The 20,508-nt window shown below is 41.7% G+C and carries 18 protein-coding genes; 9 read left to right on the top strand and 9 right to left on the bottom strand.

Going from position 1 to position 20,508, the window contains the following annotated elements:
* Nucleotides 1-43 precede the first annotated feature (43 nt).
* Nucleotides 44-2,320: a formate C-acetyltransferase gene (pflB, locus tag F9817_RS06210; RefSeq protein WP_161154085.1), complete on the bottom strand. Its 2,277-nt coding sequence runs from the start codon at nt 2,318-2,320 to the stop codon at nt 44-46.
* 805 nt (nt 2,321-3,125) lie between these two features.
* Here pflB and F9817_RS06205 point away from each other — a divergent pair.
* Nucleotides 3,126-3,902: an ABC transporter substrate-binding protein gene (locus tag F9817_RS06205; protein ID WP_161154084.1), complete on the top strand. Its 777-nt coding sequence runs from the start codon at nt 3,126-3,128 to the stop codon at nt 3,900-3,902.
* Nucleotides 3,903-4,066: 164 nt separating this feature from the next.
* Here the strand turns inward: F9817_RS06205 and xthA are convergent, their stop codons facing one another.
* The 4 genes from xthA to dinG all read right to left on the bottom strand — a co-directional run bounded on the left by xthA (nt 4,067) and on the right by dinG (nt 7,794).
* Nucleotides 4,067-4,876: an exodeoxyribonuclease III gene (gene xthA, locus F9817_RS06200; protein WP_161154083.1), complete on the bottom strand. Its 810-nt coding sequence runs from the start codon at nt 4,874-4,876 to the stop codon at nt 4,067-4,069.
* 108 nt (nt 4,877-4,984) lie between these two features.
* Complete coding sequence (gene rsmS / locus F9817_RS06195; protein ID WP_161154082.1) at nt 4,985-5,152, bottom strand: pleiotropic regulatory protein RsmS; 168 nt, start codon at nt 5,150-5,152, stop codon at nt 4,985-4,987.
* Entirely contained in the window at nt 5,152-5,700 is a 549-nt protein-coding gene (locus F9817_RS06190; protein WP_161154081.1) for a primosomal replication protein, read from the bottom strand. Before F9817_RS06190 ends, rsmS begins: the two co-directional genes overlap by 1 nt.
* Before the next feature lie 18 nt (nt 5,701-5,718).
* Entirely contained in the window at nt 5,719-7,794 is a 2,076-nt protein-coding gene (dinG, locus tag F9817_RS06185; RefSeq protein ID WP_161154080.1) for an ATP-dependent DNA helicase DinG, read from the bottom strand.
* Nucleotides 7,795-8,254: 460 nt separating this feature from the next.
* On the opposite strand from dinG, the gene F9817_RS06180 reads away from it, so the two are divergent.
* Together F9817_RS06180 and F9817_RS06175 are read left to right on the top strand one after the other, a co-directional pair.
* A complete protein-coding gene (locus F9817_RS06180; RefSeq protein WP_161154079.1) occupies nt 8,255-9,232 on the top strand; it encodes a porin in 978 nt (325 codons plus the stop codon).
* A gap of 65 nt (nt 9,233-9,297) precedes the next feature.
* Entirely contained in the window at nt 9,298-9,963 is a 666-nt protein-coding gene (locus tag F9817_RS06175; protein WP_161154078.1) for a DUF2057 family protein, read from the top strand.
* 67 nt (nt 9,964-10,030) lie between these two features.
* Here F9817_RS06175 and F9817_RS06170 read toward each other — a convergent pair whose 3' ends face one another.
* The 4 genes from F9817_RS06170 to F9817_RS06155 form a co-directional block, all read right to left on the bottom strand.
* Nucleotides 10,031-10,501 (bottom strand): YchJ family metal-binding protein, encoded by a 471-nt coding sequence (locus F9817_RS06170; RefSeq protein ID WP_161154077.1) that lies wholly within the window; start codon nt 10,499-10,501, stop codon nt 10,031-10,033.
* A gap of 59 nt (nt 10,502-10,560) precedes the next feature.
* On the bottom strand, nt 10,561-11,790 hold the full coding sequence (locus tag F9817_RS06165) for an EAL domain-containing protein (protein WP_161154162.1): 1,230 nt from the start codon (nt 11,788-11,790) through the stop codon (nt 10,561-10,563).
* Nucleotides 11,791-11,900: 110 nt separating this feature from the next.
* Nucleotides 11,901-12,626: a UDP-2,3-diacylglucosamine diphosphatase gene (lpxH, locus tag F9817_RS06160; RefSeq protein WP_161154076.1), complete on the bottom strand. Its 726-nt coding sequence runs from the start codon at nt 12,624-12,626 to the stop codon at nt 11,901-11,903.
* Nucleotides 12,627-12,665: 39 nt separating this feature from the next.
* The gene (locus F9817_RS06155; protein ID WP_161154075.1) at nt 12,666-13,160 is read right to left on the bottom strand and encodes a peptidylprolyl isomerase; all 495 of its coding nucleotides are present in this window, start codon (nt 13,158-13,160) and stop codon (nt 12,666-12,668) included.
* 146 nt (nt 13,161-13,306) lie between these two features.
* On the opposite strand from F9817_RS06155, the gene cysS reads away from it, so the two are divergent.
* The 6 genes from cysS to cydB all read left to right on the top strand — a co-directional run bounded on the left by cysS (nt 13,307) and on the right by cydB (nt 20,502).
* On the top strand, nt 13,307-14,689 hold the full coding sequence (gene cysS, locus F9817_RS06150; RefSeq protein ID WP_161154074.1) for a cysteine--tRNA ligase: 1,383 nt from the start codon (nt 13,307-13,309) through the stop codon (nt 14,687-14,689).
* Nucleotides 14,690-14,875: 186 nt separating this feature from the next.
* Nucleotides 14,876-15,397 carry a crossover junction endodeoxyribonuclease RuvC gene (gene ruvC, locus F9817_RS06145; protein ID WP_161154073.1) on the top strand — a complete coding sequence of 174 codons (522 nt, stop codon included), beginning with the start codon at nt 14,876-14,878 and terminating at the stop codon, nt 15,395-15,397.
* Nucleotides 15,398-15,530: 133 nt separating this feature from the next.
* Nucleotides 15,531-16,145 (top strand): Holliday junction branch migration protein RuvA, encoded by a 615-nt coding sequence (gene ruvA, locus F9817_RS06140; protein WP_161154072.1) that lies wholly within the window; start codon nt 15,531-15,533, stop codon nt 16,143-16,145.
* Nucleotides 16,146-16,241: 96 nt separating this feature from the next.
* Entirely contained in the window at nt 16,242-17,249 is a 1,008-nt protein-coding gene (gene ruvB / locus F9817_RS06135; RefSeq protein ID WP_161154071.1) for a Holliday junction branch migration DNA helicase RuvB, read from the top strand.
* A 513-nt stretch (nt 17,250-17,762) separates the two neighbouring features.
* The gene (locus F9817_RS06130; RefSeq protein ID WP_161154070.1) at nt 17,763-19,349 is read left to right on the top strand and encodes a cytochrome ubiquinol oxidase subunit I; all 1,587 of its coding nucleotides are present in this window, start codon (nt 17,763-17,765) and stop codon (nt 19,347-19,349) included.
* A 16-nt stretch (nt 19,350-19,365) separates the two neighbouring features.
* Nucleotides 19,366-20,502: a cytochrome d ubiquinol oxidase subunit II gene (gene cydB / locus F9817_RS06125; RefSeq protein ID WP_161154069.1), complete on the top strand. Its 1,137-nt coding sequence runs from the start codon at nt 19,366-19,368 to the stop codon at nt 20,500-20,502.
* Nucleotides 20,503-20,508 lie beyond the last annotated feature (6 nt).

The raw sequence follows: 20,508 nt of genomic DNA, 5'->3' as shown, positions 1-20,508 counted from the left end.
TCCCGCCGAAGCGGGATTTATTAACTTAACTTTTCAGTCTGAATTACATTGATTCAGTGAAAGTACGTGAGATTACGTCTTGTTGTTGCTCTGCAGTTAGAGAGTTAAAACGAACTGCGTAACCAGATACACGAATTGTTAATTGAGGGTATTTCTCTGGGTGTTCAACCGCGTCTAGAAGAGTATCACGGTTTAGAACGTTAACGTTCAAGTGTTGACCACCTTCTACACTTTCTTCGTGGTGGAAGTAACCGTCCATCAAACCTGCTAGGTTGGCGCGGCGAGAACCTTCTTCTTTACCTAAAGCATTAGGTACGATAGAGAATGTGTAAGAGATACCGTCTTGTGCGTCAGCAAATGGTAGTTTACCTACTGAAGTCAAAGATGCTACAGCACCTTTTTGGTCACGACCGTGCATTGGGTTTGCACCAGGACCAAATGGAGCGCCAGCACGACGACCGTCAGGAGTGTTACCAGTTTTCTTACCGTACACAACGTTAGAAGTGATAGTAAGGATAGACTGAGTAGGGATAGCATCACGGTATGTTTTAAGTTCACGAATTTTGTTCATGAATACGCGAACAAGTTCACATGCGATGTCATCTACACGAGGGTCGTTGTTACCAAATTTAGGGTAATCACCTTCGATATCAAAGTCGATTGCTAGACCATCTTCGTCACGAACTGGTTTAACTTTTGCGTATTTGATTGCTGATAGAGAGTCAGCTGCAACAGAAAGACCAGCAATACCACATGCCATTGTACGTTTAACATGTAGATCGTGAAGAGCCATTAGAGACGCTTCGTAGCTGTATTTGTCGTGCATGAAGTGGATAGCATTCAATGCAGTCACGTATTGTTTTGCCAACCAGTCCATGAAGTGGTCCATTTTATCCCAAAGTTCGTCGTAGTTAAGAACTTCAGAAGTGATTTTAGGCATTTCTGGACCAACTTGAATTTTCAGTTTTTCGTCTACACCACCGTTAATAGTGTAAAGCATGGTTTTCGCAAGGTTAGCACGAGCACCGAAGAACTGCATTTGTTTACCAACAACCATTGGTGATACACAACATGCGATTGCGTAGTCATCAGAGTTGAAGTCTGGACGCATTAGGTCGTCGTTTTCATACTGGATAGATGAAGTATCGATTGACACTTTTGCACAGAATTTTTTGAAGCCTTCAGGAAGTTTTTCAGACCAAAGAACAGTAGTGTTTGGCTCTGGAGAAGGACCCATAGTGTATAGGCTGTTTAAGAAACGGAAGTTAGTTTTAGAAACTAGAGTACGTCCGTCAAGACCCATACCACCTACTGACTCAGTTGCCCAGATTGGGTCGCCTGAGAATAGTTCATCGTATTCAGGAGTACGTAGGAAACGAACCATACGTAGTTTCATTACGAAGTGGTCAACAAGTTCTTGAGCTTGAGCTTCAGTCAGTTTACCTGCAGCGATATCACGTTCGATGAAGATATCTAGGAAAGTAGAAGTACGACCTAGAGACATTGCCGCGCCGTTTTGAGATTTAACAGCAGCTAGGTAACCGAAGTAAGTCCATTGAATTGCTTCTTGAGCAGTTTCAGCTGGACGAGAAATATCACAACCGTATTTAGCAGCCATTTCTTTGATTTGGCCAAGAGCACGGTGTTGTTCTGCTACTTCTTCACGTAGTTGGATAGTTTCACGAAGATCAACGCCATTTTCTAAATCGCTTTGTAGCGAAGTGAATTGTGCGTATTTGTCTTTCATTAGGTAGTCAATACCGTAAAGAGCGATACGACGGTAGTCACCAATGATACGACCACGACCGTAAGCATCTGGAAGACCAGTTAAGATACCAGCTTTACGACATTTAAGAATTGAAGGAGTATATACGTCAAACACACCTTGGTTGTGAGTTTTACGATATTCAGTGTAGATTTTTTTAACTTCAGGGTCTAACTCGCGGTCGTATGCTTTGCAAGAACCTTCAACCATGCGGATACCACCGTTAGGGATAATCGCACGTTTTAGAGGAGCTTCAGTTTGAAGACCTACGATTTTTTCTAGGTCTTTGTTAATGTATCCAGCATCATGTGAAGTGATGGTAGAGATAACAGAAGTATCGAAATCAACAGGTGCGTGAGTCGCGTTTTCCTGTTTGATACCTTCCATTACTTTAGCCCAAAGCGTTTTAGTGGCTTCAGTACCTTCAGAAACTAGGAAAGATTCGTCACCTTCATAAGGTGTGTAGTTCTTTTGAATAAAATCACGAACGTTTACTTCATTTTGCCACTCACCGTCAGCAAAACCTTCCCAAGCTTTAGCAAATTGCTCTGCCATGACATACCTACCTTTATTAGTAGAAAAAACACGTACTGTCTTAGCCGTTGAGCCAGCTATCCTTGATGGAGCAGTACACTCATAAAAATAACAATAGTTATACCCACTCAATACAACTGTATGAATATAGATACTGTCATTTGTCTCGTTGGGAAACAATTTAAGCTAAAAAAAAGTAGCAAACCTTAAACTAAATCAATAAATCTTCAAAAATTGAAATAAAGTAAATGGTAACGCTTCATTTCCTACTTATTGAGCGATTGAATTCTTGATTGGCCTTATTGCACGGCACTTCCAGCCACTTTTTTATCACGAAAATGATTCCCGCTTATTTTGTGTTCAACTTTATTGCTCATGTATTGTGACATGACTCACTTAAAGTTTAGTGACATAGGTGGAATTTTAACGATGTTATGTCGATATAAACCAGTACAAGCGTGTGAGTTGCTGTGGTAACGCGATATTCTATAGTGGTGATTCAGTTACTAAACTCATCATGAACTAGGTGGTGGTGAGCGATACCTGAACGCTCTCAAGGTGTAATAGCAGAAGGTCATCAACGATCACAGGTTAACCTCAATTAGGGCAGAAATGGTTATTTCCTTATTTATTGCATATACAAAAAGCTGGTGATAGCTTTAACGCGTCGGGCTAATCCACTCGCTTAAAAGACTTTCTCTTCTATTTATTAATGGTTGCAGTGATCGCTCAAAAATTAAATAACGCTATACCTGAATGACCTTTAGATGCAGGATTCAGAGCGTTATCCGAGCACGGGTCAAATAGCGATTAAGGGAGTATGAACATGAAAACATGGATAATTACGGCTGCTGTTCTGGCGACTGTTCTTGCTGGTAATACTCAAGCGAAAGAATGGACCACTGTTCGTTTTGGTATTGAAGGTGCTTATCCTCCCTTTAGTTGGACCGAGCCTGATGGATCACTGAAAGGATTTGATGTCGATATGGCCCATGCTCTGTGTAAACAGATGCAGGTCAAATGCAAAATTATCCGCCAAGATTGGGAGGGTATTATTCCGTCTTTATTAGCGCGAAAATACGATGCCATTATTGCTGCCATGTCGATTACTGATTATCGCCGTAAGCAAGTCGATTTTACTCATAAATATGCGCTCATTCCTAATAAGTTTATTGCGAAAAAGGGAACTCATATCGATTTCACTAAGGAAGGGTTGAAAGGGGTCAAAATTGGTGTGCAACGTGCCACAACACACGAGAAATACCTTTCCGACAATTATGGTGATTCTGTGGATATTGTGCGTTACGGATCATTTGACGAAGCGTACTTAGATCTCGCTAATGGAAGAATTGCCGCAGTATTAGGGGATGCTTCTGCTCTTGAAGAAGGTATGCTCAAAAAGCCTGGTGGCGATCAGTATCATTTTGTAGGTCCGACATTGACTGATCCTAAATGGTTTGGTGAGGGGTTTGGTATTGCAGTACGTAAACAGGATAAAGATCTGACTCAAAAACTTAACGTAGCCATCGATCAGGTCAGAGCGAGTGGCGTATATAAACAGATTGAAGCGAAATATTTTACTTATGATGTGTTTGGGAATTAGACGCTTTTATCCGTTGGGCTTTTATTAGTATTGTCGGGGCGGTTCTCAAACTCTCGAACATAGTTGCTAGGGTGGCTGAAAGCGCGTCACTGGTTTGGAGGATAAAAAGCCCGTTAGCATGGATAACAATGAAACGGGCTAGATTGACTAGGCGATAGCCATGTCTACTGTTGGAATACGGACCAGATAGGTGCGTGATCGGACGGTTTTTCTATACCGCGCAGCTCGTAATCGATGCCTGACTCTTGACAGATTGCTGCTAGTTTAGGTGTCGCCAAAATGACATCGATTCGTAACCCTCGGTTATCATCAAAACCTCGTGAACGATAGTCAAACCACGAATATTGGTCGTTAACATCAGGATGAACTTGACGGAAGGTATCAACAAAACCCCAATCGATTAACGTTTGCAGCCACTCTCTTTCTTCAGGTTGGAATGAACATTTGCCTGTTTTCAACCAACGCTTGCGGTTCGGCTCACCAATGCCAATATCGGCATCGATAGGGCTGATATTGATATCACCCATAACGATGAGATTATCGTCACTTGTGTGATAATCATTTAGGTACTGCATCAAATCTTTGTAGAATTGACGTTTGTATGGGTATTTCGTCTCATGGTTAATGTTATCCCCTTGAGGGAAATAGCCGTTTAATACGGTTGTTTTTTCACCTTGTTCGTTTTCAAAGGTGGCCATGATCATACGTTTTTGGTGCTCTTCACTATCGGTAGGAAAACCGTAACGAACATCAACCGGTTCTTGTTTACATAACATGGCAACACCATAATGTGCCTTTTGACCATGGAAGTAGACTTTGTAACCCATGGCTTCAACGTCAGCAACAGGGAAGGCATCATTGTGTACTTTGATTTCTTGTAAGCCAATAACGTCGGGTTGATGTTTGTCGATAAGGGCTTGCAGTTGGTGAAGGCGAGCGCGTAAGCCATTGATATTAAAGCTAACAACTTTCATTATCTGTCCTTTGCTGGTTAACCTATCTTGTGAGATAGTCTTCTGTAACCCATATTACCATGTAGGCTGGATGCCTCAACCTTGTTTATCTACGGGTTATTAGCCAACTTATGTTGGGTTTGGCTCAGATTTCTTTTCTAGATCTTGCCTTACTATCTCTAGCGCAGCTAAAGCAACCTTTGGATCGACGTTATTGGTTTCTAGTAGATAAATTAGATCAACGGCTAATTTAATTTCGTCTGGCGCTTGCTCAAGTGATGGGGTTGATTGACTCATTACTGATTTCTCTCGCGATAAGTGATTTGATTTTCCAGTTTAGTTTTAGCGGTTTGACAGCGTTTTAACCGTTGCTCTACCGCTAGTAGCGCACTTTGAGCTATCTGTTTTTCATTAAAAGGCGCATTGTCCAGGGCATATTGTTTATCTTGAACCATGTCAGCAAGACGTCTTTCCCATTCTTGATGTTGTGCTAATTCTTGATAAAGCGTGCTAATCGGTTTGCGATAATAAGACGCGTGTTTGGGTTCATGACTGCGCACGCTGGTGGTTGAAATTTCGCGCTGAATTGCGCTGATCTGTGCTAATAATCTTTCCGTTAAATATTCCGCTCGGCTTTGCGTGAGTCGCTTTGAGTCTTGTTCGCGAATTAAGCTTTCTAGCGTACTTTTCGTTTCTTGTACGCAGGGGGTGAGCAATTTTGCGTGACAATGAAAGAGTATATCATCGAATAATGGCAAGTGATGTTCGCCGCGTTGCCGATCTAAATTAGCAGCTTGAACGCTCAGAGTTTCTAACAATTGTCTAATGTGGCTAAAATCTTTCATAACTGGTTTCCCGAGTCATTAATATTCAATGTTGCGCTTAAACGGTGGAAGTGAATCAAGTAATTGTTTCCCATAACGTTTAGAGACAATACGTCGATCGAGTATCACTACACGTCCTGAATCGCGTTCTTTACGTAATAACCGCCCAACTGACTGTATCAGTTTTTTACTGGCTTCAGGAACGGTAATCTGCATAAACGGGTTGCCACCGCGATTTTGAATATATTCAGCATGTGCTTGTTCTATTGGTGATGTCGGAACTGCGAACGGAATTTTTGTGATCACCAAGTTTTCCAATAACTCACCAGGTAAGTCTAATCCCTCAGAAAAGCTTCCTGTGCCAAATAAAACACTAGTTTTTTGCTTTTTAATTAGATTTTTATGTTTTTTTAGAATTTCATTACGCGACTTTGTTCCTTGAAGTTGTAGCGTCCACCCCTTGCTTTTACAAATGGGTGCGATGTATTCAGCGACTTCTTTCATTTGCCAATAAGATGAAAAGAGCACCAGGTTGGCTTTATTGGGCTCGATAAAGTGTTCTAAGCGTTGCGACAAATACTGAGTAAATTGCGGTGCTGCTGGCTCATAATCCATTTTAGGAATCAGTAACTCTGCCTGCTGTTTATAGTCAAACGGTGAGGCAAGCGCTAAAAATTGAACACCGTCTTCTTCTTTTTCACTGATCCCAGCTTGGCGACAGAAATAATGAAAAGAGTTAAGTGCTCGCATCGTGGCTGATACCAAAACGGCGCCAATGCATCGGCTCCACAGTTGTTGGTCTAACTGCCAACCTATTTCAAGGGGAGCGACATTAACAATGAAGTCACGATCACGCTCCGGACTTACCTCTAACCAACGTGCTAAAGGTGCGGCTTTATCAGGTACAACCTCTGCCATTAAGGCCCAAACTTGCTGCAGGTTTTCCAAGCGTTGAATATAAAATCCGAGCTCTGTTAAAGCGGGTTCCGCGAGCCGAGACGATAATTCTCCCTCTTTTACTCTTTCGGCGATTAAATCGGCAATTTTCGCTACTGCTTGATTGGCTTTTTGACTGTCGCGTTTTAGTTCTTTCGCTTGTTCTTCTAACCAATCGGGGAGTTCACCGTTTTCAAAGCGAAACACGCCTTCTTCAAATCCCTCGATATTAAAGCGATTTGGTAATTGCGAGAGTGTTGGTATCAATTGCTGGAAGCTTTCTTGAGCTAGATTGCGAAAGCGAGATACACGTTTTTCGTCAGCCAAATTAGAAAATTTAGCCAATGACTGGTTAAGCTTCTCTAGCCAACTTGCCGCTCCCTTTAATGTTGCGGATGCAGAAGAGTGATCGCGAGCAACATGAGGTAAATGATGCGCTTCATCAAATACATAAATGGTGTTCTCTGGTTCTGGCAAAATGACACCGCCACCGAGGTTAGCATCAGACATGACTAGGCTATGGTTGGCAATAATGACATCATTTTTATCTAATTCCGCACGAGCTTTCTGAAAGGGGCAGTGACGGTGAGCTGCAAAACTATGGTTACACGTGTGCTTATCACTAACGATCAATTGCCAGATAGCATCATCTATAGGGTCTGGCCAAGAGTCTCTATCGCCGTCCCAACGCTGCTGAGCTAATTCGTGATAGAGCTTTTGCAGTAACTCGATATCGGCTTGTTTGGGTTTGGTTTCAAACATGGCCATTTGGCCACCATCAACTCCGGCAGCAGAGGCAAGCTTTTCTGCGCAGCAGTAACGTTGTCGTCCTTTGGCCACGATAAAAGAGAAATTTAAATCGGTAATGCGGCGAAAGAGTGGGAGATCTTTATTAAGAAGCTGTTCTTGAAGCGCAACCGTAGCTGTAGAAATGACCACTTTGCGATTATTAGCGATCGCAACTGGAATCGCCCCCATGAGGTAAGACAACGATTTACCAATCCCTGTACCCGCTTCAGCCACTAACATACGATTCGTTTTGTGGTAGCTACCACTCAAACTTTTGGCAATTTCAGCCACCAAATAGTTTTGTGCTCGGCGAGGTACAAAATTATCGAGTTGTGCTTGCAGGTTTTGATAGCTATTTCGTATGGATTTTTGAACGTTTGGGCTAAGCATAATGGCTCTCATCATCAAGACGGGCGGAGTCTACCACAGATCGTTACTTAACAAGTAGTTCGCTAAAACAACACTGTTTTAAATCAAATGTAGATCTCGTTCACAAAAAAAGATTGAACCTTCATGTAGTTAAAGGATTATTTACGATTCAAAAATATAAATCTCCATACGTGGTTAATTAGCTTTATAAAATTCTAAATATTGATACATTTTACCCTTATAAAGAGATAATTATCCNGCGTTTTTTACATCGGTTTTTAATTAAGGTTATGAAAAATAAGTATTTTTATGTTTTTTTAACTTGGCTTTTAGAGTATTTGACACTTAGAATTTTCTTTTGCAATCTTAGTCCCGAATTTAGTGGCGATGGTGAATAACCGTAGAGTTGTCAGCCATCATCAATAACAAAAAGGGAACCGGGCAAAGGATCTCCCGATTTAAGAAAAGGCAGTGGATTATTATGAAAAAGACTCTTTTAGCACTAGCAGTGCTTGCAGCAGCAGGTTCTGCAAACGCAGCAGAGATCGTTAAAAACGACAGCGGTACAGTTGACTTCTACGGTCAAATCCGTGAAGCGATCACTTACGAAACTACAGATAACTCCTCAGAAACAGCTATCGACGAAGGTTCTTCTCGTGCAGGGATCAACGCTTCTTGGAAACTGACTGATTCTCTAAACCTTATTGGTAACGTAGAATTCGGTTTGACTAACGATATGAATGGTCGTAAAAACTGGATTGGTGTTGCTAGCGATGAGTACGGTTCACTGTACTTCGGTCGTAATGCACTACTAGCTGATGATGTGTATGGTGCTGAGTACTCATGGTACTACGGTATTGCTGATAAAGCTCTTTATGATCACGAAGTTGCGAATGATGACTACTGGCAAAAGAACTCTATCAACTACGATCTTTATAAAGACAACTTCTGGGTTCGCGCTCAGTACAACCTAGATGAAAGCAAATCTGCTCCTACTGAAGGTGCATTGTTTGCCGGCACTGCATTTGGTGATCTAAAAGTGCACGCTGGTGTTACGTACTACCACAGCAATGACCTAACAAGTGGTAACTACACAGGTGATATCGAGTCTACTTCTACTGAGTTGACTGGTGAATACACTGTTGGTGACGCTCTAATCGGTGTTACATATGCACACATCGATCGTAATGTAAACGATGCTGATGATGATTCAGATGCAATCAACCTTGCAACTTCTTACAATATCTCTAAAGCGACTGCTGTTTATGGCGGTTACCAATTTGTTAAAATGCAAGACGAAGACAACGCTGATCTAAACAATGTTTATCTAGGTGTTAGCTACCGTCCAGTTACTTGGGCCCTAACTTATGTTGAGTATGGTTTCCAAGATTCAGGTGTAAACGGTACTCAACCTGAAGCTCGTAATGGCCTAGCTGTAGGTGCTCGCGTTTACTGGTAATAACAGTAACTTAGCATGTACAATAAACCCAGCATTTAATGCTGGGTTTTTTAATGGAGAAAATAATGAAAAAAATTTGGAGTGTTGGTGCACTAGGTATTGGCTTACTAGTATCTTATACAGCAAATGCGTCTGTGGAATTGCAGTTTCCCGAAGGTATTAGCATTTTAACTGTAAATATGAAAAAGCCTGATGTTGACGGTGGGCTTTTAGATAAAACGAAATCACTGACTTTGCCTGATGGTGTAAACCAAATTGTTTTCCAATATACGCAGGATTTTTTAGATCACGACGATTATAAAAAGGCTTATAGCGATATCATCATCGCTCGCTTTTCTGCATCAGAAGACAAAATAAAAATGGTGTTACCTGAATTTGATAGTTATGCGGTTGCTAAGAAAAAAATGCCTAATTTGGCGTGGCATTTACAGTCAGTAAATTCAGGTAAAGATATTAAAAAAGTTGCAGATAAGCTGAGTATAGATGGTTTACGCTTTGGCCGTAACTATGCGAATGATGCAGAAGAATATAATAAAAAAGGCGGTAAAGCGGCCGTTGCAATGACCTATATTACTACTGATAACACAGGTAAAGTGGTTAGTAGTCAATCAGTGAAGGGGTCTGGACAAGTGTTACCTGGCGATAACTTATCGACTCTAAAACGCGTTTATAAAAGTGCTTCAGTTGAAGATCGTAAGGCATTTCAAAAGTGGATTATTGACCAAAAATAATCGTATGAATCGCTTTTTCCTTTGTATTGAAAAACCAGCTTATAAGCTGGTTTTTTATTTCAAAGAGCTACTTACCACAACACTTTTTATATTTCTTGCCACTACCACAAGGGCAGGGATCGTTGCGTCCAATCTTTGTGCTTGGTTGGTGTTGAGGAAATTCACCATCTATGTAATACCAGAGTCCATGTTCTCGTACAAAGCGGGATTTTTCTTCTAAGCAATAAGTTTGGTTATGATCGGCAAAATGCGCTTTAAAATGGACAAACCCTTCATCTTGGTTTGCGCTATTTTCGACTGACAGCACTTCTAGCTGGCGCCAATCACTATTGATTGATTCAGCAATGCTCTCTCGTTGCTGTTCAGCGTCACATGATGAGTGGTAGGTATTAACGACGAAGTCGACCAAACCGAGTACGTGAGCACTATAGCGAGCGCGCATTAACTGTTCCGGTTTTTCGGCCTTAGCATGGTCGTTATGAATAGGTTCGCAGCACTGAGCGTAGGTTAGGCCAGAGCAACAATAGCATAGGGTCATAGTTGGAAGGTACTGTTGGGAAACAAAGAAACAAGTGTATTCATAGGACTCTTAAAAGTCTATAGCTGCATATCCATCATGACATCAGCCCATTCAATCGCATCATCGTAACTTTTGATCACGTCTTTTTCTGAAAGTTGAAGTACCTTAGATTGGCGAGCCACTACATCCCAATCAGCGTGCTCATAAGACTGTACTAACGTTAGAATATTGCCCAATATGCCGGTTTTTTTTAGTAGTGCTTGTTTTAATGCTTCATCAATCGGTATTTGTTCGACGATGTTATCTAAGGGTTGATCGAGTAAGCTATCCAACAAAGAGAACATACCGGTGAGAAAGGCCGCTCCATCTTCTAAATCGAAGTTGTTACATTTTACTCTAGCTCGTTGCCAAAGTAGCTCACAAAAGCGGGCTCGTTGTATGGATAAAGTGTACAGCGCGTTAGGTTTGTCGTCTTGAGTGGATGCAATAGCAACAATAGAGACAAAGCGGCGTAACTTTTGTTCGCCTAGATAGACTAACGCTTGTTTAAAATTTTGAATTTTGGAACTCACCGAAGCCGATGCATTCACGAACGACAACAGTTTAAATGAGACAGATAAGTCTTTCGTAATAATCTCTTCTAGTTTTTTGTAGTCAAGGTTCTCTTTAGAAATCTCTTTACATAATTGAACTAAAGTGAGGAAAGTAGGGTTTAAAGATTTACGTTGTAAGACTTCGGGCTGACTAAAAAAATAGCCTTGGAATAAGGTAAAGCCTGCCGCTTTTGCTTGCTGAAATTCGTCATAGGTTTCTACTTTTTCCGCCAAAAACTCAATATCATACCCTTTAACTCGATCCATAAAGATTTTTGCTTTGGCGATAGATATTGCGCGTAAATCAAACTTGATAACGGAAATATACGGGATAAAAGGCTTCCAAGCCTGATTAGGAATAAAGTCATCCAGTGCGATTTTATAGCCTTGCTTACGCATATGCTTGATTGCACTCAATAACTCATCCGAAGGTTCACAGGTTTCCAGTACTTCTATAACTAAACTATGTGAAGGAAAGAGTGTTGGAATCAGATTGATTAAACTTTGGTAAGGAAAGTTAACGAAACCAAAATTTTCGCCTAACGTTTGGTAATGATTCGATAAGAAGTGGTCAGATAAGAGCCTGCTCGTCGCTGTCTCTGGGTCAATATCAGGGAAGCTATTATTAGGCCCATCACGAAACAATAGCTCGTAACCGACAGTGCATTTATTTTGGTCGAGTATCGGCTGACGAGCAATATAAGAATATTTGATTATCTTTTGGCTATCGCCCATAGAATTCTGTCTAGCTCCGCGCACACAAATTTACAGTATTGTTATAAGCGTATTCTATTTCCAGTGAGTGTGGACGAAAAAAATGGTGTTTAGTGAAAAAACTCACGTTGTTCCAATTGAAAGTCATTGTGTTTAACGATTAAAACAGAGCCCTGTTCAAACCAATCTCCCAACACAATACGCGTTTGACTCGAATCTGTATTTTGATGAATATTTGGGCGATGGGTATGACCGTGAATCATTAAATCTACCTGATGTCGATGCATAACATTCACCACTTCTGAGGGCGTGACGTCCATAATATCCATGGATTTTTGTTGTTTGTCTTGGCGGATATCAGATTGAATACGAGCAACCAGCTTTCGTCTAACAAACATAGGTAAACATTTAAACAATCGCTGTAACCATGGTTGATGAACTTTGGCGCGAAATTCGAGATAACGTTCATCTTGTGTGCACAATGTATCACCATGGAGAACCACGGCTCTACGGCCATAGAGATCAACGACATGTTCGTCTGGTAATAACGTAATTCCCGTTTGTTTGGCAAACCGTTTACCAACGAGAAAATCCCTATTTCCACAGGTAAAATAGCAAGGAATGCCTTGATCCGTTAGGTGTTTAAATGCCTGTTTAATCTGTCTGGCAAATGGGCTATCGTCGTCGTCACCAATCCAAAAGTCGAATAAATCTCCCAGTACATATAATGCATCACACTCTATGGCTTCATTCTGCATAAAGCGCATGAAACAATCAGTAATATCTGGTCGGGTCGGGGTAAGGTGAAGATCGGAAATAAAAAGTGTCTTTTGCATAAATAAAGGAGCTGAGCACTAAAGTGCTCAGCTTTTTGATTACTCTTCGATGGTAGTACCAGTAATAACCACGTCTTCTAGTGGTACGTCTTGGTGCATACCGTATGAACCCGTGCTAACCCCTTTAATCTGGTTAACAACGTCCATACCTTCAACTACTTCACCAAATACGCAGTAACCCCAACCGTCTAGGCTTTCTGAACGGAAGTCTAGGAAAGTGTTGTCGTTCACGTTGATGAAGAACTGTGAGCTTGCTGAATGTGGTTCCATTGTACGAGCCATTGCTAGCGTACCCACTTTATTGCTCAGACCATTATTAGCTTCGTTACGGATTGGTGCACGACTGGTTTTTTCTTTTAAACCAGAAGTCATGCCGCCACCTTGAACCATGAAGCCATCGATAACACGGTGGAAAAGAGTGTTGTCGTAGAAACCATCGCGGCAGTATTGTAGGAAGTTGGCACTTGTTTCTGGTGCTTTTTCTTCATTAAGTTGGATTTTGATGTCACCAAAATTAGTATGAAGGGTGATCATGAGCATTACCTTTGCTTTGTTTTGTATGAAATAGCAATTCTAGCCTAACTTTTTGTTCATTCAAAACATCAAATGGATGACCTAAGCATAATAGAGTTGTTATACTGTTACACCATTTCGTTTTATAGACAAATTAGATAGAGATCATGTTGAAGATATATAACACACTGACAAGACAGAAAGAGGAATTTAAACCCATCGTTGCTGGCAAAGTTGGCATGTATGTCTGTGGAGTCACCATCTATGATCTCTGTCACATCGGACATGGGCGAACTTTTGTTTCATTTGATGTTGTGTCGCGCTACCTGCGCTACTCAGGCTACGATTTAACATTTGTACGCAACATTACCGATATCGATGATAAGATCATTAAACGTGCTGCAGAAAATGGCGAGTCATGCGAATCATTGACTGAACGTTTGGTGCAAGAAATGTACAACGATTTCGATGCATTGAATATTCGTCGTCCAGACGTTGAGCCACGTGCAACGAAATTTATCCCGCAAATCATCGAACTCGTTCAAACATTGATCAATAAAGGCTACGCTTACGTTGCTGATAATGGCGATGTGATGTTTGAAGTATCAAAGTTTGATGAGTACGGACGTCTTTCCCGTCAAGATCTAGACCAACTACAAGCAGGTGCTCGTGTTGATATTGAATCGGCAAAACGCAGCCCACTGGATTTTGTGGTTTGGAAAATGTCGAAGCCAGGTGAGCCTGAATGGGATTCGCCATGGGGTAAAGGTCGACCAGGTTGGCATATTGAATGTTCAGCGATGAACTCTTCCATTTTGGGTGATCATTTTGATATTCATGGTGGCGGTTCTGATTTGCAATTCCCACACCATGAAAACGAAATTGCTCAATCTTGCTGTGCTCACGATAGTCAATACGTGAATACTTGGATGCACAGCGGTATGGTCATGGTTGATCGCGAGAAAATGTCAAAATCTCTCGGTAACTTCTTTACTATCCGTGATGTTCTAGAGCATTACGATGCCGAAACTGTCCGCTATTTCTTAATGTCAGGCCACTATCGTAGCCAACTTAATTACAGTGAAGAAAACCTAAAGCAGGCTCGTGCATCACTTGAACGCTTATACACGGCTTTACGTGGGCTAGATTTAACAGTAGCACCTGCTGATAATCATGATTACAAAGCGCGTTTCAATACAGCAATGGATGATGATTTCAATACGCCAGAGGCTTACTCAGTATTGTTCGATATGGCACGTGATATCAACCGATTGAAAGGTGAAGATCAGGCGCAAGCTAATTCGTTAGGTGCATTGATGCGTGAACTAGCTGACGTGATTGGTATTCTTTACCAAGATCCTGAGCAATTTTTACAGGGTGAATTAGGTGATGACGACGAAGCCGCGGAAATTGAAGCACTCATCAAATTACGTAATGATTCGCGTGCTGCTAAAGATTGGGCAAATGCTGACATGGCGCGTGATAAACTCAATGAAATGGGGGTTATTTTAGAAGATGGCCCTGAAGGCACGACTTGGCGTCGTAAATAACGGTTTTTAATGTATAGCCAACAAATATCAATGAGTTGAAACATCATAAGAAAGTGGACTTCGGTCCACTTTCTTTACTTTATATGTTGCTCTATGAACATAATGCTTCGTTTAGTGATCTAAGATCCTATAGAAGAGGACAGTCTACAAAATTGGTTGAAACAATAAAGTAAGGTATCTATCTCAATGGCCATTATCCTAGGAATCGACCCTGGTTCGCGTATTACAGGTTACGGTGTAATCCGTCAACAAGGTCGTCATTTGCAGTACTTAGGCAGTGGTTGTATCCGTACATCGGAGAAAGAATTACCGCCTCGTTTAAAACAAATCTACGCGGGGGTTTCGGAAATTATCACTCAATTTCAGCCCGATGTGTTTGCCATCGAACAGGTCTTTATGGCTAAAAATGCTGATTCAGCTTTAAAGCTAGGTCAGGCTCGTGGCAGTGCTATCGTCGCTGCAGTCAACGCAGATTTACCCGTGTTTGAATACGCAGCTCGTTTAATTAAACAGGCTGTAGTAGGAACCGGTGGTGCAGATAAAGCGCAAGTACAGCATATGGTTCAACAAATGCTTAAGTTACCTGCCCGCCCGCAGGCCGATGCGGCTGATGCTTTAGGTGTTGCTATTTGCCATGCCAATACCAATAAAACGTTAATTGCTATGGCAGGTAAGGCGACGAGTGCGCGTCGTGGACGATATCGTTAAACCTTTATCCTCTAGGTAATCTCTTTAAAGTGACGGTTTGGCTCACACCTTCAGCGATTTATCTTTTACTGGCTATCCATCCAGTTATTGATTATCATCTTTTTCATGTTTCATGATCAAAAAGGTATCGCCCGTGATTGGACGTTTACGCGGCACATTAATTGAAAAACAACCACCACAAGTATTAGTTGATATTGGTGGCATTGGCTACGAAGTACAAATGCCGATGAGTTGCTTCTATGAACTACCCAATGTCGGTGAAGAAGCCATCATTTATACTCACTTCGTTGTACGTGAAGATGCACAGTTGTTATACGGGTTCAATACCGTTGGTGAACGTGCTTTATTCCGCGAAGTGATTAAAGCCAATGGCGTCGGTCCTAAGATGGGATTAGGCATTTTATCGGGTATGACAGCTAACCAGTTTGTGTCATGTGTAGAACGTGAAGATATTTCAACACTAGTTAAGCTACCAGGCGTTGGTAAGAAGACTGCTGAACGCTTGGTCGTTGAAATGAAAGATCGCCTTAAAGGGTGGGGGACAGGTGATCTGCTCACTCCAGCAACCGATGCGGCACCGGTAGATACAGTAACAGGTGTTGATCAAAGTGCTGAAGAAGAGGCTGTGAGCGCATTACTGGCTTTAGGCTATAAACCGACTCAAGCGTCTAAAGTGGTATCACAAATCGCCAAGCCAGGTATGAGTAGCGAGCAACTGATCAGAGATGCTCTAAAATCTATGGTGTAGCCCCTAATCAATGACAATCTTTGTTATTGGATAGGGTAATTCATTATTTTCCCGATAAGAAAATGGTCGGGAGTTAGTCAATTAGGAATGTCTTCAATGATTGAAGCTGATCGTCTTATTGCCGCCGAAAGTCCGTCATTTAGAGAAGAAGAGCTGATTGATCGCGCTATTCGTCCTAAAAAGCTTGAAGATTATCGTGGTCAAGATCACGTGCGCGATCAAATGGAAATCTTTATTCAAGCGGCGCAAAAGCGCAGTGAAGCACTTGATCACTTACTTATTTTTGGGCCACCAGGGCTCGGTAAAACGACATTAGCGAATATTGTCGCCAATGAAATGGAAGTGAATATTCGAACTACTTCGGGGCCGGTGTTGGAAAAAGCTGGCGATTTGGCTGCGCTGCTCACTAACCTAGAAGAAAATGATGTTCTTTTTATTGATGAAATTCACCGCCTCAGCCCAGTAGTAGAGGAAGTGCTTTATCCTGCAATGGAAGACTACCAACTTGATATCATGATTGGAGAGGGCCCTGCTGCTCGATCCATAAAAATCGACCTCCCACCTTTTACATTAATTGGTGCGACTACCCGAGCGGGTTCATTAACATCCCCGCTACGAGATCGATTTGGAATTGTGCAACGACTTGAGTATTATAATGTGCCTGATTTACAGCATATTGTGCAAAGAAGTGCAGAATGCTTAGGGTTATCAATGGCAGAGGACGGTGCATTAGAAGTGGCTCGTCGAGCTCGAGGTACACCTCGTATTGCCAACCGCTTGTTAAGACGTGTTCGAGATTATGCGGAAGTAAAAAGTGATGGTCATATCAGTGCTGATATCGCAGATAAAGCTCTCAACATGTTAGATGTTGACCACCAAGGATTTGATTACATGGATCGCAAGCTACTGCTCGCCATCATGGAAAAATTTGGTGGTGGACCGGTTGGGCTTGATAACTTAGCCGCTGCAATAGGGGAAGAAAAAGACACGATTGAAGATGTGTTAGAGCCTTTCCTTATTCAACAAGGTTTTTTGCAACGAACTCCTAGAGGACGAATAGCAACCGATCGTTCGTACCTTCACTTTGGTATTGATAAAGCCTAACAGTGCCATTTATATGAAATATTGACTCATTTATACTATGTGTGAATGAGTCAACTCAGTAACAAAAATTAGCATCTGTTTATATTTGTTCATTTAGTGTGACTTGTATCACGTTTTTTACAATCTGTTTTTATATCTCTAGTTAACGATATTTTTCACTATGTTAACTGTTTGTGTATCACATCGCTATTAATTCCCCATATTTCACTAAACTGTAACATTGAAAAGTTGATTTCATTGATTTGAATCATTTTGTTCGTTTCTTACCTATCGCTGCCTGAATACTATTGATTTAAATCAATACGGAAAGATTCTATAAACCTTTTGAAACAATCTTCGTTTGGCAGTACTATTAGCCGCAGCTATATTAGCTAGCGCTTAACAATTAACTAACCACAACGGCACATGTTTACAACAAAAATCACTTTTTTATAACATTTATCAGGGTGTTGTAACAAAGTGAGTGGAGTAAGTGTGCTCAACGTGTCTTTCAGCCGACACAAAGGAGTTACTATGATTGACGTAGTTGATCTGTCGCGATTGCAGTTTGCATTAACAGCGATGTATCACTTCTTATTCGTACCTCTGACTCTAGGCATGACGTTCCTGCTTGCCATCATGGAGTCTTTGTACGTAATGACCGATAAACCTATCTATAAGGACATGGTAAAGTTCTGGGGTAAATTATTCGGTATTAACTTTGCCCTAGGTGTTTCTACCGGTTTAACCATGGAATTTGAATTTGGTACTAACTGGTCTTACTACTCTCACTATGTAGGTGATATCTTCGGTGCCCCGCTTGCGGTAGAAGCTTTAGTGGCCTTCTTCCTTGAGTCTACCTTTGTAGGTCTATTCTTCTTCGGGTGGGATCGACTATCTAAACGTCAACACTTAGTGGCGACTTGGTTAACCGCAATCGGTTCTAACTTCTCGGCACTTTGGATTCTTGTTGCAAACGGCTGGATGCAAAACCCAGTTGGCGCAGAATTCAACTATGAAAGTATGCGTATGGAAATGGTGAGCTTTGCCGAAGTGGTACTAAACCCAGTTGCTCAGGTGAAATTTGTTCACACTGTAGCAGCAGGTTACTGTACTGGTTCGATGTTCATTCTTGGTATCAGTGCATACTACCTATTGAAAGGCCGTGACATTGCATTCGCGCGTCGTTCATTTGCCGTTGCTGCTTCATTCGGTATTTGTGCAGTCGTTTCTGTAATGATGCTGGGTGATGAATCCGGTTACGAAATGGGTGCGGTACAGAAAACCAAACTTGCTGCGATCGAAGGTGAATGGGAAACTCAACCAGCACCAGCCGCGTGGACTCTGTTAGGTTTACCAAGTAATGAAGATGAAGAAACGCACTATGCCGTGCAAATTCCTTGGGCGCTAGGTATCATCGCAACTCGTTCTATTGATGAACAAGTTCCTGGCCTTCGTGATCTTCGCGCTCAACACGTTGATCGCATCCGTAATGGTATGTACGCCTACGAACTTCTAGAAAAACTACGTTCTGGTACAAGTACTCCAGAAGATAAAGTAGATTTCGAAAAAGTGAAAGGTGACTTGGGCTATGGTCTGCTTCTTAAACGTTACACAAACAACGTAACAGATGCGACTGAAGCACAGATCCAAAAAGCAGCGGATGATTCAATTCCTGAAGTTTGGCCGCTATTCTACTCATTCCGTATCATGGTTGCATGTGGTGTGGCAATGTTCTTAATCTTTGGCTTGTCATTTATTCAAACTTGCCGTAACAAGATTCAACAACACCCACTACTACTTAAAGCTGCACTTATTGGTATTCCACTACCATGGATTGCAGTTGAAACAGGTTGGTTCGTTGCAGAATATGGTCGTCAACCATGGGCTGTAGGTGAAATCTTACCGACTAACGTAGCTGCTTCAGCATTGAGTATGGGTAATCTAATTACATCGTTAATCATTATCTTAGCGTTGTACACCATCTTCCTAGTGGTAGAGGTTTATCTAATGGTTAAATTTGGTCGTAAAGGTCCAAGTAGCCTACATACTGGTCGCTACCATTTCGAACAAAACGGTAACTCTGTTGAAGACAAAGTTAGCCGCCAAGTAGAAGCTTAAGCGAGGAGACACGATAATGTTTGATTACGAAGTCCTACGATTTATCTGGTGGGTACTGATCGGCGTACTATTTGTTGGTTACGCGGTCGCAGAAGGTTTCGACATGGGGGTTGGTGCGTTAGTTCCATTTATTGGTAAAACGAACACTGAACGCCGTATGATGATTAACACCATTGCTCCTCACTGGGATGGTAACCAAGTTTGGCTTATCACTGCTGGTGGTGCGCTGTTTGCTGCATGGCCAATGGTCTATGCATCATCATTCTCTGGTTTCTACATCGGTATGATTTTGGTGCTAGCTTCTTTATGGCTACGTCCACTATGTCTTGAATACCGTATCAAAATTGATGATCCAAGATGGCGTAACGCAATGGACATCGGTTTGGCAATTAACGGTATCGTTATTCCACTGATTATCGGTGTTGCATTTGGTAACCTTCTACAAGGTGTACCTCTAAGCGTAAACGAATTCTTACAAGTTCGTTACGAAGGTGGTTTCTTTGGGCTACTTAACCCATTTGGTATCGTGTCTGGCCTAGTTTGTGTCATCATGGTTCAAATGCAAGGTTCTGCATGGCTACAAATGAAAGCATCAGAAGAAGTCTATGACCGTGCGCGTTCTGTAACGCAAATCACTGGTGTTATCGTTGCTGTACTGATGGTAATTGCAGGTATCTGGGTTCAAAACATTGACGGATTTGTTGTAAAAAGTGTTATTGATGGCCACGCTTCATCTAACCCACTGAACAAAGAAGTCGTTCGTGAAACGGGTGCTTGGATGTACAACTTCGGCAAATACCCAGCAATGTGGATTGCTCCAGTACTTGCTGTTGTAATGCCGCTTCTTGCTGCACTGTTCTCTCGTGCGAAAAAAGGTGGTTTTGCATTCGTATCTTCTAGCTTAGGTTTGGCGGGTATCGTTCTTACTGCAGGCTTTGCTATGTTCCCATTCATCATGCCTTCAAGCGTAAATCCAAACGTGAGCTTGACCATGTGGGACGCAACTTCAAGCCAATTGACTCTGACTGTAATGACATGTGTTGCGGCTGTGTTCGTGCCGATTATTCTGTGCTACACAGCATTTTGTTACTACAAAATGTACGGTCGTCTTACTAAAGAACATGTTGAAAATCCAAACAACGCAGGCTACTAAGGAGCA

Source organism: Vibrio eleionomae, from assembly GCF_009874545.1.
In the GTDB taxonomy this organism is placed as follows: domain Bacteria; phylum Pseudomonadota; class Gammaproteobacteria; order Enterobacterales; family Vibrionaceae; genus Vibrio; species Vibrio nitrifigilis.
Note: the sequence above shows the minus strand (reverse complement) of the source record. Positions and strands in the feature narration are given on the sequence as shown.